General features: G+C 67.0%; 14 protein-coding genes and 1 tRNA gene. 14 read left to right on the top strand and 1 reads right to left on the bottom strand.

Going from position 1 to position 15,722, the window contains the following annotated elements; all coding sequences use genetic code 11:
* Positions 1–4 precede the first annotated feature (4 nt).
* The 7 genes from exbD to ABU113_RS01460 are packed head-to-tail and all read left to right on the top strand — an operon-like array spanning position 5 to position 6,375.
* Positions 5–430: a TonB system transport protein ExbD gene (exbD, locus tag ABU113_RS01430; protein ID WP_454557681.1), complete on the top strand. Its 426-nt coding sequence runs from the start codon at positions 5–7 to the stop codon at positions 428–430.
* Positions 427–1,182 carry a TonB family protein gene (locus ABU113_RS01435; RefSeq protein ID WP_454557682.1) on the top strand — a complete coding sequence of 252 codons (756 nt, stop codon included), beginning with the start codon at positions 427–429 and terminating at the stop codon, positions 1,180–1,182. The genes exbD and ABU113_RS01435 overlap by 4 nt, the downstream gene beginning before the upstream one ends.
* A 15-nt stretch (positions 1,183–1,197) precedes the next feature.
* Positions 1,198–3,651 carry a TonB-dependent receptor gene (locus ABU113_RS01440; protein ID WP_454557683.1) on the top strand — a complete coding sequence of 818 codons (2,454 nt, stop codon included), beginning with the start codon at positions 1,198–1,200 and terminating at the stop codon, positions 3,649–3,651.
* Between the two features lie 15 nt (positions 3,652–3,666).
* Positions 3,667–4,785 carry an alpha-hydroxy acid oxidase gene (locus ABU113_RS01445; protein WP_454557684.1) on the top strand — a complete coding sequence of 373 codons (1,119 nt, stop codon included), beginning with the start codon at positions 3,667–3,669 and terminating at the stop codon, positions 4,783–4,785.
* Positions 4,779–5,462, top strand: a complete 684-nt coding sequence (locus ABU113_RS01450) for a Fe2+-dependent dioxygenase (RefSeq protein ID WP_454557685.1) — start codon at positions 4,779–4,781, stop codon at positions 5,460–5,462. The genes ABU113_RS01445 and ABU113_RS01450 overlap by 7 nt, the downstream gene beginning before the upstream one ends.
* Positions 5,459–6,049 carry a ferric reductase-like transmembrane domain-containing protein gene (locus ABU113_RS01455; protein WP_454557686.1) on the top strand — a complete coding sequence of 197 codons (591 nt, stop codon included), beginning with the start codon at positions 5,459–5,461 and terminating at the stop codon, positions 6,047–6,049. The genes ABU113_RS01450 and ABU113_RS01455 overlap by 4 nt, the downstream gene beginning before the upstream one ends.
* Positions 6,046–6,375 (top strand): PepSY domain-containing protein, encoded by a 330-nt coding sequence (locus tag ABU113_RS01460; RefSeq protein WP_454557687.1) that lies wholly within the window; start codon positions 6,046–6,048, stop codon positions 6,373–6,375. The genes ABU113_RS01455 and ABU113_RS01460 overlap by 4 nt, the downstream gene beginning before the upstream one ends.
* Before the next feature lie 272 nt (positions 6,376–6,647).
* Here ABU113_RS01460 and ABU113_RS01465 read toward each other — a convergent pair.
* Positions 6,648–6,721: transfer RNA gene (locus tag ABU113_RS01465), tRNA-Cys, on the bottom strand.
* Between the two features lie 180 nt (positions 6,722–6,901).
* On the opposite strand from ABU113_RS01465, the gene ABU113_RS01470 reads away from it, so the two are divergent.
* The 7 genes from ABU113_RS01470 (at position 6,902) to ABU113_RS01500 (ending at position 15,652) form a co-directional block, all read left to right on the top strand.
* The gene (locus tag ABU113_RS01470; protein ID WP_454557688.1) at positions 6,902–7,549 is read left to right on the top strand and encodes a protein-L-isoaspartate O-methyltransferase family protein; all 648 of its coding nucleotides are present in this window, start codon (positions 6,902–6,904) and stop codon (positions 7,547–7,549) included.
* A 55-nt stretch (positions 7,550–7,604) separates the two neighbouring features.
* On the top strand, positions 7,605–8,960 hold the full coding sequence (locus tag ABU113_RS01475; protein ID WP_454557689.1) for a TolC family outer membrane protein: 1,356 nt from the start codon (positions 7,605–7,607) through the stop codon (positions 8,958–8,960).
* A 54-nt stretch (positions 8,961–9,014) separates the two neighbouring features.
* Positions 9,015–9,530 (top strand): DUF2497 domain-containing protein, encoded by a 516-nt coding sequence (locus tag ABU113_RS01480; protein WP_454557690.1) that lies wholly within the window; start codon positions 9,015–9,017, stop codon positions 9,528–9,530.
* Positions 9,531–9,634: 104 nt separating this feature from the next.
* On the top strand, positions 9,635–11,704 hold the full coding sequence (locus ABU113_RS01485; protein ID WP_454557691.1) for a prolyl oligopeptidase family serine peptidase: 2,070 nt from the start codon (positions 9,635–9,637) through the stop codon (positions 11,702–11,704).
* A 137-nt stretch (positions 11,705–11,841) separates the two neighbouring features.
* Complete coding sequence (locus tag ABU113_RS01490; RefSeq protein WP_454557692.1) at positions 11,842–12,183, top strand: DMT family protein; 342 nt, start codon at positions 11,842–11,844, stop codon at positions 12,181–12,183.
* Positions 12,184–12,264: 81 nt separating this feature from the next.
* A complete protein-coding gene (locus ABU113_RS01495; RefSeq protein WP_454557693.1) occupies positions 12,265–14,898 on the top strand; it encodes a valine--tRNA ligase in 2,634 nt (877 codons plus the stop codon).
* Between the two features lie 22 nt (positions 14,899–14,920).
* Entirely contained in the window at positions 14,921–15,652 is a 732-nt protein-coding gene (locus ABU113_RS01500) for an N-formylglutamate amidohydrolase (protein ID WP_454557694.1), read from the top strand.
* The last annotated feature ends 70 nt before the right edge of the window (positions 15,653–15,722 follow it).

Raw genomic sequence — 15,722 nt, forward strand, 5'->3', positions numbered from 1 at the left:
GGTCATGGCGATCCGCCTATCCGATTCCAGCGACGACCTGCCGGTCAATCACGACATCAACGTCACGCCGTTCATCGACGTCATGCTGGTGCTGCTGATCATCTTCATGGTGGCGGCGCCGCTGGCGACGGTCGATGTCAAGGTTGACCTGCCGGTGTCCACCGCGAAGCCGGCGCCCCGGCCGGCGACACCGGTGTTCCTGTCCATCCAGGCCGATGGCCGGATGCTGCTCAACGAGCGCCCGGTCTCCCGCGCCGAACTCGGCGCCGCCGTTGCGGCGGCGACCAACGCCGATCGCGAGCAGCGCATTTTCCTGCGGGCCGACAAGAGCATCACCTACGACACCATCATGGGCGCGATGAACGCGCTGCGGTCGGCGGGCTATCTCCATGTCGCGCTGGTGGGCGCGGAGGCTGGGGCGCCCCGATGAGCCTGCTGGCGCTCACCCGGGATGAACAGCAGCAGTGGACCCTGGCCGGTTCGGTGGCACTGCTGGTGCATGTGAGCGTCGTGGCGCTGATGCTGGCATGGGTTCGGCCCGCCGAACCTCCTGTCCCGGAACCGGTGGTGCTGGTCGACCTGCCACCCGAGGCGGCACCGGAAACGGCGGTGGCATCGCCCCAGCCTGTCACGCCGCCGCGGCCGGAATACAAGGCGCCACAGCCCGTGGCGCCGCCGGTGAAGATCGCGCCGGTGCGTGCGCCTTTGCCCGTCGATCCGGTGACGCTGCCACCGCCGGCGCCATCCGAGCCGCAACCCCCGCCGCCCGCCGCGGAAACTTCCCCCGCTGTGGCGACCTCGGCACCCGTCAGCCCGGCGGCGGCCTCGAACACGGAACCCAACGCGGGTTCCGGCGCGGTGCCCGGCAATGACCCGCGTGCCCGCAAGCGGGAGGCGGATTATTTCGCCCTCATCAGCGCGCACCTCAATCGCCGCAAAACCTACCCGGTCGAGGCGCGTCAGGCCCGCCAGCAGGGCGTCGTGGTGGTGCGCTTCACCGTGGACCGCAATGGCGGCGTCTCCAACGTTTCCATCAAACGCAGCAGCGGACACGAGCTTCTTGATCAGGCGACCCTCGCCCTGCTCGCCAAGGTCGCGCCACTGCCATCGATGCCCGCATCCATGCAGCGCGACAGCGTCACGCTCTCGCTGCCGATCGATTATTCGCTGAAAACCAACTAAGGAAAGGAAATCGCCATGAATGGGGTCAAGCCAGGGGTCCGACGGCCGGCAAGTCTGCGCCAGGGTACGGCAGCGGTGGCGATCGGTGTTTCTGCCGCGTTTTTCGCGCCGTCGCTGGCGGCGCAGGAAGCCGACCAGGGCGAGATCGCGCTCGATACGCTGAAGATCGAGGATCGCACCGCCGATGTGAACCCCTATGCGACGCCCGGCGCACCCTACAAGGCCGCGCGCTCCGGCGACGCCCGTCGCGTGAAGCCGCTCGCTGAAACGCCGGCGACGATCACCGTGGTGACGGAAACCCAGATCGAGGAGTCAGGTCGCAACAACTTCCGCGAAATCCTCGATGCTCAGCCGGGTATCACCGTCGGCACGGGCGAGGGCGGCAACCAGTTCGGCGATCGCTACATCATTCGCGGCCAGGAGGCCCGCAGCGCCGTCTATGTCGACGGTCTGCTCGACCCCGGCCTGCAGGCCCGGGAAAGCTTCGCGGTCGATCAGATCGAAGTCACCAAGGGACCCAGTGCCACCTTTGCCGGCCGCGGCGCCTCCGGTGGGGCGGTGAACGCCATCTCCAAGCAGGCGACCACCGACTACAACTTCCACAACGTTGATCTCACCGCCGGCACCGAAAGCCATGTGCGGGCGACGATCGACAGCAATCTGCGCCTGTCCGACAATCTCGCGCTGCGGGCCAACCTGCTGTACACCAACGAGGATGTCCCCGATCGCGACCCTGCGCGGCGCAAGCGCTTCGGCGCGGCGCTGGCCATCAAGGCCGACGTGTCGGAGAAAGTCAGCGTTCTGGCCGACTACTATCACGTGACGGTGCGCGATCGGGCCGACCTCGGCCAGGCGATCGCCAATCTCGACAACGGCGGCAAACCCTTCAGCGACATTCCGCCTTACGCCCAGCGGGAGGATTTCCAGAACGCCAAGGTCAATATCCTGACCGGGCGCATCCGGATCGAAGCCTGGGAGGGCTTCAGGATCGAAAATGCAGCGCGCTACGGCCGTACCACCGGCAACTACATCGCGTCGCAGGTCTCCCGCTTCACGCGCGGCGCCAACGATCCGACCGCGCCGGGCGCGGTGGATTACCGCATCAGCAACACCCGTACCGGCTGGCAGGACATCGATTATTTCGCTGATCGGCTGAACCTGGTGGGCGAGTTCATGACCGGCGGCGTCAAGCACAATCTGGTCGCCGGCGTCGAGTACTCCACCTACAACGTCGACGGTCGCAGTGGGACCGCCGGGGGCGGCTACTCGTTCACATCGTCGGGCGGCTTCAACTGCATCAACGGTTCCGGCACCGCCCTCAACGCCTGGTGCGTGACCGACGGCGCCGGCAACCTGCTGGATAACTACACCAACCTGGTGCAGCGTACCGGCATCACCCGCAACACCCAGCCATCGTTGCGCTGGCAGGTCGACACCCTTGCGGGCTACCTGATGGACAGCATCGACATCACCAACTGGCTCACCATCGCCGGCGGTCTGCGTTTCGATGCCTATGACTACCGCCTGCGCAGCTACAACACCACCACCGGTGTGCTGACGCAGGACTACAACAGCAGCGACACCATCTGGAGCTACAACGCCAGCATCGCGCTCAAACCGAACGAGGAAGGCATCGTTTATTTTGCCTGGGCCACCGGCGCCGATGTCAATGGCGGCGAGTCCGACGTCGGCACCAACTGCGGCTACGGCGGCCTGTGCACGGTGACCGACCCGGACACCGGCTCTGTCGTCTACCAGGGCGAGCCGGAACGGTCGGACAATCTTGAGCTTGGCACCAAGTGGGAGCTGTTCGACGACAGGCTGCTGCTGACCGCGGCACTGTTCCAGACGGTCAAGAAGAACATCTTCGAGGGCGGCTCCAACAGCTATGTCGCCACGGGCTCGCTGAACTCGGGCAAGCTGCGTGTGCGCGGCGTCGAACTGGGTCTGGCCGGCAACATTACCGATCAGCTCAGCGGCCAGGTCAGCGTATCGCTGATGAAGTCGAAGGTGCTGAAGTCTATCGACAACAACTTCAACGCCCAGCAGATCGCGGCCGGGCTGACCAACGTCGGCAAGCGCATCTCCAACTTCGCCAACAACTCGGTCGACGCCCAGCTGCGTTACCAGATCACCGAGCGGCTGGCGATCGGCGGCACCGCCACCTACCAGTCGGCGATGTACGCCGGCCAGCCGGACTCGGCGGCGACCCTCAACACCGCCGATCTTGACTCCAGTCCGACGGTGCTGGTGCCGGGACCGAATTTCGGCAAACCCAACATCCGCATTCCCGACTACACGACCTTCGGCGCCTTCGTCAGCTTCAAGGTCAACGAGAACTTGAGTCTGCGGCTGAACGGTCTCAATCTGACCGACAAGCGCTACTACACAGCGGCTTACCGCTCGGGTGGTTTCGCCTATCTCGGCGACGGGCGGACGGTGCGCCTGACCCTGTCGGGCAAGTTCTGATCGGAGCGGGCGGGCATGATCAACAGCGGCAAGGCCAAGCTGGATTCACTTCCGGCCGATCTGCTGACGCTGGAGGATTATGCCCGCCTCGCGCAGAGCTATGTCGATCCTCCCGTCTGGGCCTGGCTGCAGGGCGGTAGTGGATCATTGCAGGCGCTGGAGGCGAACCGGAACGCGCTCCAGCGTCTTGCCGTTTACAATCGGCTGCTCGTGGAGTGCCGGCACGGCACCACGGCAATCCGGCTGCTAGGGCAGGATGTCGCCCATCCTGTCCTGCTCGCGCCCATCGGTTTTCAGCGGCTTGTTCACCCCGAGGGTGAAGTCGCGTGCGCGCGCGGCGCGCTCGATACCGCGCTGGTGGTCAGCACGCTGGCCTCCTGTCCGCTTGAGGACATTGCCGGCGCCGCAGCCGGCCCCTTGTGGTTCCAGCTTTATTTCCAGCCCGAGCGACACCAGACGCTGGCGCTGGTCCGCCGTGCCGAGGCGGCCGGCTATCAGGCTCTTGTCGTCACGCTCGACACCCCCGTGAAGCCGCAGGGTGTCGCCGCCCAGAAGGCGGGGTTCGCGCTGCCTGAGTCCGTGTCGTCGGTCAACGTCGCCGACTTCGCCCCAACCAGCCCGGTGCGTCTGACGCGCGCCGACAGTTTCATCTTTCAAGGCGTGATGGCCTATGCGCCGCAGCTTGGCGACATCGACTGGCTGCGCGGCCAGACCCGGCTGCCAATCCTGGCCAAGGGCGTGAGTCATCCCGACGATGCGCGGATGCTGATCGGTGCCGGTCTCGACGGCATCATTGTCTCGAACCATGGCGGCCGCTCGCTGGAGGCGGCACCGGCGGCCATTGACGCCCTGCCAGCGGTACGGGAGGCGCTGGGCCGCGACGCCACCATTCTGATGGACGGCGGCATCCGTACCGGTAGCGATGTCCTCAAGGCGATTGCGCTTGGCGCCAACGCCGTGATGATCGGCCGCCCGCAGCTTCATGCGCTTGCCGTTGCCGGCAGCCTTGGGGTCGCGCACATGCTGAAATTGTTGCGAGAGGAACTGGAGATCGCCATGGCCCTGTCCGGATGCCCGACCATCAAGGCGATCACCCCTGCCTGCCTGTTCAGAGCGGAGGGCGTGCCGTGCTGATCGTCATCGAGAATGTGCTGGGCAAGGACGAGGTGGCCCGGTTCAGGCAGTCACTGTCCGGCGCGGTTTGGGAGGATGGCGCCAGGACGGCGGGAACGCGCTCGATCGCGGTCAAGCAGAACCTGCAATTGAATGACATGTCGCCGGTTGCCATCGAACTGGGCAACCACGTGCTGCGCAAGCTGGGTGGACATGCGTTGTTCATCTCGGCGGCGCTGCCGGAACGCATCCACCCGCCCAAGTTCAACCTGTATCAGAATGGCGGCCATTATGGCACGCACGTCGATGCCGCGTTGATGCGGGTGACGGATGCCAATCTGACCATCCGCACCGATCTGTCCGCCACGATCTTCCTGTCGGAGCCGGAAGATTACGATGGCGGGGAACTGACCATCGAGGGCCACTACGGCGCGCAGGACGTCAAGCTGCCGGCGGGCGACATGGTGCTTTACCCCTCCACCAGCCTGCACCGGGTGGCGCCGGTCACGCGCGGCCAGCGAATCGGCTGCTTTTTCTGGATACAGAGCGCGGTGGCCGACGAGCGGGCGCGGACCTTGCTGTTCGATCTCGATCAGTCGATCCAGGCGCTGTCGGTCGGCCGGGCCAAGGACGACCCGGACATCGATCGCCTGACCCACGTCTATCATAACCTGCTGCGACGCTGGGCTGCGGTATGATCAACCGGGTCGGCCGGTATCTGTTGTGGTGTGTGCTGGCCGTACCGGCGGTGCTGATGCTGACGCGACTGGCCACCGGGTCGGCGCTGGTGATGGACTTGCTGCACCCCAGCGGCGAAATGGCGATCCGGCTGATGATTCTCGCCATGCTGCCGGGGCCGCTGGCCGACGCCTTCCGGGGCAACCGCGTCCTGCGACGCTGGCTGGCGATCCGGCGCAACCTCGGTGTTGCCGCATTTGCCTATGCCCTTGTGCATCTGGCGCTTTATGTCGTCGACATGGGGTCGCTGCCAGCCCTGCTGGGCGAGCTGCCGCTGCCAGGCATCTGGACGGGATGGCTGGCGCTGGGGCTGATGGTGCCGCCGGCCGCCATCAGTTTCGACGCCGCCATGCGGGCGCTTGGTCGCAGATGGAAAACCGTGCAGCGCCTCGTCTATCCTGCCCTGTTGATCGCGTTGCTACATTGGGCGTTGCTGGAGCGGGACTGGCTGCCGGCAATCATCCATCTGGCGCCGCTGGCGATTGCCTGGGCATTGCGCGTCGGCGCCGGCTACAGGAAAGTGAAACTGGCAAGGAGTATGCCATGATCCCGATGAACCGCCTTCTCGTTCTCGCGCTTGTTCCGGTCGCGCCGCTGCTGCTGTCCACCGCGGCGCACGCGCACGGCGATGTGCGCTGCGACTCCGGCCCGGTGGAGAACTGGAAGCCGATGGGCGAACTGAAGAAAAAGGCCTGGCTGGAGGGCTGGACCGTTCAGAAGACCCAGATCGAAGGCGACTGCTACGAAGTCTATGCCCGGACCGAAGGTGGCCAGAACATCGAGGCCTTCTTTCATCCCGTAACCTTGCAGAAGCTGGTGGTGTACCGGCGCGGCAAGGAAATCTACCGCGCGCCGGACTTCAAGCCGCAATAGCGCCTGTCTGCTCAGGACGTGCGATCAAGATCGCCGGCACGTCCTGAGCAGCGGCACGCCCTGAGCAGTGGCGCGTCCTGAGCAGCGGCTGACCGACGTTTCCGTCGGACGGCAACCGGGCGATCCGCCAGCGTGCCAAGCCGTGCAGATGTCGTCGGCAAGGGAGGAGGCGGGCACTTGCCGATGTCGGCAGGCCCTGACATTGGCAGGCCCTGGCATTGCCTGATGCTGAACGACCGCCCCGGCCCTGAGCCGATCACCAGGTGGTTAAATGGAGGCCCGAGCCGGAATCGAACCGGCGTGCACGGATTTGCAGTCCGCTGCGTCACCACTCCGCCATCGGGCCCCTGGGTGCGCGTCGAGAGGCCGGCTCTTAGCAGGTCACCACAGCCGGTGCAACGGGGGCTGATACAATGGCAACCTGTTGCGTGACGTCGCAGGCAGCGATGTTGGACGCGGGATCAGTTGCCAGTCTTCACCGCACTGCACTATAAGCCCTTGGACTCAGCAGCATGGATAACGAACGATGCCGACAGCCGAACAGCTCAGGGCCAACATGGTCGCCGGTCAGTTGCGGACCAACCGCGTCGCCGATGAACGCCTGGTCGCCGCCCTGCGCGCCATTCCGCGGGAAACATTTGTCCCCGAAACGCGCCGCGCCTTCGCCTACATCGACGAGGATCTGCCACTCGGTGGTGGCCGCTTCCTGATGGAGCCGATGGTGTTCGGCCGGCTGCTGGACGAGGCAGAGGTCCAGCCGCGGGACAAGGTGCTGATTGTCGGCGCCGGCACCGGTTACAGCGCGGCCATCCTGGCGCGTGTCGCCGGTCAGGTGGTGGCGCTGGAGCAGGACGCGGCGCTTGCGGCAACGGCGCGCCAGCAGCTTGCGGCGCTGGGCAACGTCAAGCTGGTTGAAGGCGCGCTGACGCAAGGCGCCGCCGCCGACGGCCCTTACGACCTCATTGTCATCGAGGGCGCGGTGGACTTCATTCCCGACGCGCTCGTCGAACAGCTGTCGGGCAATGGTCGTCTTGTCACGGTCATCAACGATCATGGCGTTGGCAGGGGCGTGGTCGGCCGAAGGTCCGGGACCGGGTTTGGCGTAATGCCCTTTATGGACGCTCAGGTGCAGCCGCTGCCGGGCTTCGGCCGGCCGGCGTCCTTTACGTTCTAGAAACCATCTATCTGTTGAATGGCGCTGCGCATCAGCGCGGGTGCAAGGATCCCTCATGACGATACGCAGACTCATCCTCCTGACGACGGTCGCCGCCGCGCTGACAGGCGGCACGGCCGGCGCTGAAACCCTGGAGGAGGCCCTTGGCCTTGCCTATTCGAGCAATCCCGACCTCGCCGCCCAGCGAGCGGCCCTGCGGGCGGTCGACGAGGACGTGGCGTCGGCGGTTTCCGGCTACCGGCCGGACATCGGCGTCACCAGCGCGATCACCCGGACCGACGTCGATGATGGCACCGACGCCGCCACCACCAAGTCGGTAAGCGGCCAGCTGTCGCAGTCGCTGTTCAGCGGCCTGCGGACCGTGAACAGCGTCAAGGCCGCCGATGCCGCCGTGCTCGCGGGGCGCGAATCACTGCGCTTCAGCGAAATCTCGGTGCTGCGTGACGCCGTTGCGGCCTACATGGACGTGGTGCGCGACGAGGAAGTGCTGCGGCTCAACCAGAACAACGTCGAGGTGCTGCAGCGGCAGCTCCAGGCCAGCCGGGACCGTTTCGAGGTCGGCGAACTGACCCGCACCGACGTCGCCCAGTCGGAGGCCCGCCTGTCGTCGGCTGTCAGTGCCCGCATTGCCGCCGAAGGCAACCTGACCGCCAGCCGCGAGGCCTATCGCCGCGTCATTGGCCAGGCACCCGGCACGCTTGGCAAGCCGGGGCAGCTGCCGGCCCTGCCGGCAACCGTGGACGAGGCGATCGAGGTCGCGCTGAAGGAAAGCCCGGTCGCGCTGGCCGCCCGCTACACCGAGCAGGCCGCCGGTCATAATGTCGCGGTCGCCAAGGGCGCCGTACTCCCCTCGTTGTCCGCCAATCTTGGCCTGTCCTACCGCAAGAACGACACCACCGCCGCCGTCACCACCATCGACGATGACCGGGTGACCTCGACGGTAGGGCTGACCCTGACCGTGCCGCTCTACCAGGCCGGCGCCGAATATGCGTCGGTACGCCGTGCCCAGCAGGTCCGCAGCCAGCGGATGCTGGAGATCGCCTCGGCCGAACGCCAGGTGGTCGAGGGTGTTCGCAATGCCTGGGAGGGCCTGCGCACCGCCCGCTCGACCATCACGTCGGCCCGCTCGGCGGTGACGGCCAACGAGATCGCGCTGGAAGGCGTCAAGCAGGAACAGGAAGTCGGCTCGCGCACCATTCTGGAAGTGCTCAACGCCGAACAGGAGTTGCTGGTCGCCCGCTCCGAGCTGGTGACGGCGGAGCGCAACGAGGTGGTGGCCGCCTATGCCCTGCTGGGCGCGATCGGCCGGCTGGGCGCGCGCGAACTCGCGTTGTCGGTCGACATTTACGATCCGGCCGAGCACTATAAGAAGAGCAAATGGCGGTTATTCGGTTGGGAAGGGCAGAACTGAAACCGCCACTGACGTCGGCAACCACGCCGGAGGGATGAAAAGGGAGAGACGACCGTGAGCACGGCCGAATCGAAAGAGCCGACGATGGAGGAGATCCTCGCTTCCATCCGGCGCATCATCTCCGAGGAAGGCGAGGCCGGCGCCGAGGCCGCGGCGCCGGCACCGGCGATCGAGGAAGAGACGCCCGAGGACATCGAGGCCCAGGCCGCCGCGCTGGAGGACGACGAGGATTCGGTGTTCTTCGACGAGGAGAGCAACGACGTACTTGAACTCACCGACTCGCTGACACCACCGGCCGCGCCAGTGGCGCCACCGCGCGCGACGCCGGTCAGCCGGGCGCCCGAGGAGGCGCTGGTGTCGGAATCGACGGTCGAGGTTGCCTCGCAGTCGCTGTCGTCGCTGTCGGGCCTGCTGGTGCGCAGCTATCCGGGCGCCGAGAACACACTCGACGGTCTGGTGCGCGAGATGCTGCGCCCGATGCTGAAGGAATGGCTGGACGCGCATCTGCCCGACATGGTCGAACAGATGGTCTCCCGCGAGATCGCCCGCATCTCCGGCCGCGCCAAGTAACATTCGCGACATAATATTAGCCTGAATCCGCCGCGGCGCTGTCCTACACGCCATCGTCGCGATATGGTCCCCGTCGAAGTGAGTCGCGCGGGGAGATGTTGCGCATGATTATTGTTTGGCGGCGGATTGTCGGACTGATCGTGATGGCGCTCTCGGCGCTGCTGGCGGCCATGCCCGCCATGGCCCTGCCGGGGCTGAGCCCGACCGACCTCAACGTGCTCAACCGGGTCAGCGACCCGCAGGCATCGCCCGACGGGCGCACCCTGGTGTTCGTCCAGCGGGAAACCGACATCGCGGCGAACAAGGGCCGCACCGACCTGTTCGTGCTCGACCTTGGCGCGCGCACCGCGTCGCCGCGTCGACTGGCCGCCGATCCCGCCAACGACAGCCAGCCGCAGTGGAGCGCTGACGGTCGCTGGGTCTATTTCCTCTCGGGGCGCAGCGGTTCAGCCCAGGTCTGGCGCGTCGGCGCCGACGGGCAGGGGCTGACCCAGGTCACCGACCTGCCGCTGGCGCTGGGCGGCTTCCATCTGTCGCCCGCCGGCGACCGGCTGGCCTTCTGGGCCGATGCCTTCCCCGACTGCGGCGCCGACCTCGCCTGCACCAAGGCCCGGCTGGACGCGCGCGCGGCGGCCAAGACGAGCGGGCACGCGCACGACCAGCTGTTCGTGCGTCACTGGGATAGCTGGGCGGATGGCACCCGGTCTCGCCTGTTCACCGCGGCGCTGGGTGCCGACGGCAAGGTGACGGGCGCCGTCGCCGACATCGCCGGCAAACTGGTGGGCGACACGCCGTCGAAGCCCCATGGCGGGGCCGAGGAGATCAGCTTCTCGCCCGATGGCCGCACGTTGTACTTCGCGCTGCGCGAAGCGGGCCGCATCGAGGCGCTGTCGACCAACCTCGACATTTTCGCGGCTCCCGCCGATGGCTCGGCGCCGGCGGTCAATCTGACCGACGCCAACGACGCCACCGACAGTCTGCCACGGGTGTCGCCGGACGGGCGGACGCTGGCCTGGGTCGCCATGGCGCGCCCCGGTTTCGAGGCCGACCGGCTGGTGCTGATGCTGCGCGACCTGAAGTCGGGCCGGACCCGGGCGCTGACCAAGGGCTGGGACCGGTCGGTCAACAGTTTCGAGTGGGCCGCCGACGGCAAGTCGCTGCTGGCGACCACCAATGACGAGGGCAATGTGCCGCTGGTGCGCGTCGAGGCCGCCACCGGCCGTGTCGCCGTGCTGGTGAGTGGCGGCAGCATCGACGGCTTCACCGAGGCCGGCAAACGTGTGGTCTACGTCCGCCACGGCCTGGACGCGCCGGCCGACCTCCATGTGCTGGAAGGCGGCAGGACCCGGCCGCTGACGGCGGTCAACGCCGCACTGCTTGCCGGGCGGGCGCTGGGCCGCGCCGAGACCTTCACCTTCAAGGGCTGGAACGATGAGCCGGTGCATGCCTTCCTGGTCAAGCCGGCGGGTTTCGAGGCCGGCAAGCGCTATCCGCTGGCCTTCGTCGTCCATGGCGGGCCGCAGTCCACCCTGTCGAACCAGTGGCACTACCGCTGGAACGCCCAGGTGCTGGCCGGGGCCGGCTACGCGGTGCTGTTCGTCGATTTCCACGGTTCGGTTGGCTACGGCCAGGCGTTCACCGATTCCATCACCCAGGACTGGGGCGGCAAGCCACTGGAAGACCTGCGCAAGGGGCTGGCGGCGGCGCTCGCCAGGCATGACTGGATCGATGGCGATCGGGCCTGCGCGCTGGGTGGTTCCTACGGTGGCTACATGATGAACTGGATCGCCGGCCAGTGGCCCGACGGCTTCCGCTGTCTCGTCAACCACGCCGGCATTCTGGACGCCCGCCACATGGCCTATGCCACCGAGGAGCTGTGGTTCAATGAATGGGAGCATGGCGGCGCCTATTACGAAGTCCCCGCCAACTACGAGAAGCACAACCCGGTCCACTTCGTCGACCGCTGGAAAACGCCGACGCTGGTCATCCACGGCCAGCAGGACTTCCGGGTGCCGTTCGAGGAGGGCATCGCCACCTTCACGGCATTGCAGCGGCGCGACATCCCGAGCCGGCTGCTGGTCTACCCCGACGAGAACCACTGGATCCTGAAGCCCGCCAACTCAATCCAGTGGTACGAGGAAGTGCTGGCCTGGCTCAACCGCTGGACCCGTTAGCCTCACCTGATCCGCCCGGGCGCGGCACGCCGCCACCCGGGCGGAGCCAGCCGCTCAGACGGCGCTTGCCAAGGCTATCGCGAGGCGCTTGAAATCGGGCACGGGCGCTGCCGACCCGTCTCCGCGAGAGGTTCCCCATGCCATCCGCCGTCTGGGCCACCGCTGGCCTGCTGCTGGCCTCCAACATCTTCATGACCATCGCCTGGTATGGCCACCTCAAGTTCAAGCACAGCGCCTTGTGGCTGGTGATCCTGGTGTCGTGGGGCATCGCTTTCTTCGAATATTGCCTGCAGGTGCCAGCCAACCGCATCGGCCACGGGGTGCTGACCGCGCCGCAGCTCAAGGGGTTGCAGGAGATCATCACCTTGGGCGTGTTCGCGGTGTTCTCCTGGGTCTGGCTCGGCGAGCCGGTGACGGCGAAGCAGGCGGTGGGCTTCGGTCTCATCATCGTCGCCGCCGTGCTGATCTTCCAGAAGTAGCCGACGGGGTGCCCGGCGTGACGTCCGGCCTTTTCCGCGCGCGCGAAGTCTGGCACAGGAGCGACCCTGAGAGGATTGCACATGCTTGAAAAGACCTACGAACCGTCGGCTATCGAGGCCAAATGGTACGCCCACTGGGAACAGTCGGGCGCGTTCCGCCCCACCGGCAAGGGCGACGACGTGTTCACCATCGTCATCCCGCCGCCCAACGTGACGGGCAGCCTGCACATGGGGCACGCCCTCAACAACACGCTGCAGGACGTGCTGGTGCGCTACCATCGCCTCAAGGGCTATGACGTGCTGTGGCAGCCGGGCGTCGACCATGCCGGCATCGCGACGCAAATGGTGGTCGAGCGCCAGCTCGACGCCGAGGGTCTCAAGCGCACCGACATGGGCCGCGAGCAGTTCCTTGCCCGCGTCTGGGCCTGGAAGGAAGAGTCCGGCGGCACCATCACCGGCCAGCTGCGCCGGCTCGGTGCCTCGTGCGACTGGAGCCGCGAGCGCTTCACCATGGATGAGGGCTTCTCCAAGGCGGTGCTCAAGGTGTTCGTCGAGCTCTACCGCCAGAAGCTGCTCTATCGCGCCAAGCGCCTGGTGAACTGGGACCCCAAGCTGAAGACCGCGATCTCCGACCTTGAGGTCGAAATGCGGGAAGTGCAGGGGACGTTCACCCACATCCGCTACCCGCTGGCCGATGACGCCACCCGCCACATCGTGGTGGCGACGACGCGGCCGGAGACCATGCTGGGCGACACGGCGGTTGCCGTCCACCCCGACGACGCGCGCTACCAGGCGCTGGTCGGCAAGATGATCCGCCATCCGATCACCGGCCGGCTGATCCCCATCGTCGCCGACGAGTGGGCCGATCCGGAGCTGGGGTCGGGCGCGGTGAAGATCACCCCGGCGCACGACTTCAACGACTGGCGGGTGTACGAGCGCCACAAGGACATCGGCTATATCAACATTCTGGACGCGGACGCGCGCATTCTTGCCGCCGATGGCATCCCGGCCGACTATGTGGGGCTGGACCGTTTCGAGGCGCGCAAGAAGGTGGTCGCCGACCTTGAGGCGCTGGGCCTGATCGAGCTGATCGAGCCCAAGACCATCCAGATGCCCTATGGCGACCGCTCCGGCGTCGTCATCGAGCCGTGGCTGACCGACCAGTGGTATGTCGATGCCAAGACGCTGGCCGAACCGGCGATCGCCGCCGTGCGCGAGGGCCGCACCCAGTTCGTGCCGGAGACCTGGTCCAAGACCTATTATAACTGGATGGAGAACATCGAGCCGTGGTGCGTCTCCCGCCAGCTGTGGTGGGGCCACCAGATTCCGGCCTGGTACGACGACGCCGGCAACGTCTACGTCGCCGAGACGGCCGAGGAGGCCCAGGCCCAGGCGGGCGCGGGCATCGCCCTGCGCCGCGACGAGGACGTGCTCGACACCTGGTTCTCGTCCGCCCTGTGGCCGTTCGGCACGCTGGGCTGGCCGGAGGACAACCAGATTCTCGCCCGCCACTACCCGAACTCGGTGCTGATCACCGGCTTCGACATCATCTTCTTCTGGGTCGCCCGGATGATGATGCAGGGCATCCACTTCATGGGGGTGGAGCCGTTCCACACCGTCTACTGCCACGGTCTCGTCCGCGACGAGAAGGGGCAGAAGATGTCGAAGTCGAAGGGCAACGTCATCGATCCGCTGACGCTGATCGACAAATACGGCGCCGACGCGCTGCGCTTCTTCATGTGCGCCATGGAAAGCCAGGGCCGCGACATCAAGCTGTCGGAGGCCCGCATCCAGGGCTACCGCAACTTCGGCACCAAGCTGTGGAACGCCGCCCGCTTCTGCCAGATGAACGGCGTCAGCGGCTCGGCCTCGGCCACGCCGCCGGCAGCCCACCAGACCGTCAACCGCTGGATCATCGGCGAGGTGGCGGCGACCGTCGCCAAGGTGGAGGCAGCCTATGCCGCCTACCGCTTCGACGACATCGCCAACACCCTCTACGGCTTCGTGTGGAACAGCTTCTGCGACTGGTACGTCGAGCTGTCCAAGCCCGCGCTGCAGGGCGAGGACGGGCCGGCCAAGGCCGAGACCCAGGCGGTCGCCGGCTGGGTGATCGACCAGATCCTGGTGCTGCTCCACCCGGTCATGCCGTTCCTCACCGAGGAGCTGTGGCACGCGCTGGCGGACCGGACGAGCGATCTCATCACCGCCCGCTGGCCGGTGGTGCCGGCCGACGTGGTGGACGCGACCGCCGTCGCCGAGGTCGACTGGCTGGTGCGGCTGATCTCCGCCATCCGCTCGGCCCGCACCGAGCTCAACGTGCCGCCGTCGGCCCAGATCGGCGCCCACGTGGCCGGCGCTTCGGCCGAGACCGCCGCGCGACTGGAACGCCATCAGGCGGCGCTGTTGCGGCTGGCCCGGCTGTCCGGCGTGTCGACGGCGCCGGTCGATACCCAGGGCGCGATCCAGGTGGTGGTGGACGAGGCGACGTTCGTGCTGCCGGTCGCCGACCTGATCGACCTTGCGGCGGAGAAGGCGCGGCTGGCCAAGAGCGCGGAGAAAGCCCGCAAGGAGGCCGCCGGCATCGCCGGCCGGCTCGGCAACGCCCAGTTCATCGAGAAGGCCAAGCCGGAAGTGGTGGAGGACGCGCGCGAGAAGCTCGCCGAACTCACCGCCCAGGCCGACCGGCTCGACGCGGCGCTCAACGCGCTGGGCTGAGGGGGAGGGCATCGGCACGGTCATGCCCTTTGAAGTTCTTCGCGGTGCGCCGGCGGCGGTGCTGTTCGTCGCCGACCATGCCTCCAACCGGGTGCCGGCGGCGCTCGGCGACCTCGGCGTGCCGGCCGCCGACATGGCGCGCCACATCGCCTGGGACATCGGCACCGATGCCCTGACGCGGGCGCTGGTGGCCACCGTCGGCGGCGTGGCGGTGCTTTCCCGCGTGTCGCGGCTGGTGATCGACAAGAACCGCGATGCCGACCATCCGGGTCTGGTGCCCGAGACCAGCGACGGCACCGTCATTCCGGCCAACCAGGGGCTGGGCGAGGCCGAGAGGGCGCGACGGATCGCGCTCTATTTTCACCCCTACCACAAGGCGATAGAGGGGGAAGTTGATGCGTTGCTGAAGCAGGGCGTCCGCCCGCTGCTGGTGGCCGTGCACAGTTTCACGCCGGCGATGAACGGGCACCAGCGCCCGTGGCATGTCGGTATTCTCTACAACCGGGACGACCGGCTGGCGCGCCGGGCGATCGCCTGGCTGCGCGACTATCATCCCGAGCTGGTGGTGGGCGACAATGAGCCCTATGCCGGCACCGTGCTCAACGCCACCATGAACCGCCATGCCGAGGCGCGCGGTCTGCCCTACATCAGCCTGGAGATCCGTCAGGATTTGCTCGCGGATGAAGGCGGCATCGCGCAATGGGCGGCGCGTCTGGGGGCGATGCTGCATCATTTTCTGTCGCAGCCGGCCTGAAACAGCTTTCGTTTATTGCGTGGAGCAGTTAACAGACGCCGGCGTACCTTGCTGCGTGTCCGAGGAGAAA

It is taken from the genome of Parapedomonas caeni (genome assembly GCF_041060555.1).
Lineage (GTDB): Bacteria > Pseudomonadota > Alphaproteobacteria > Sphingomonadales > Sphingomonadaceae > CAUJIW01.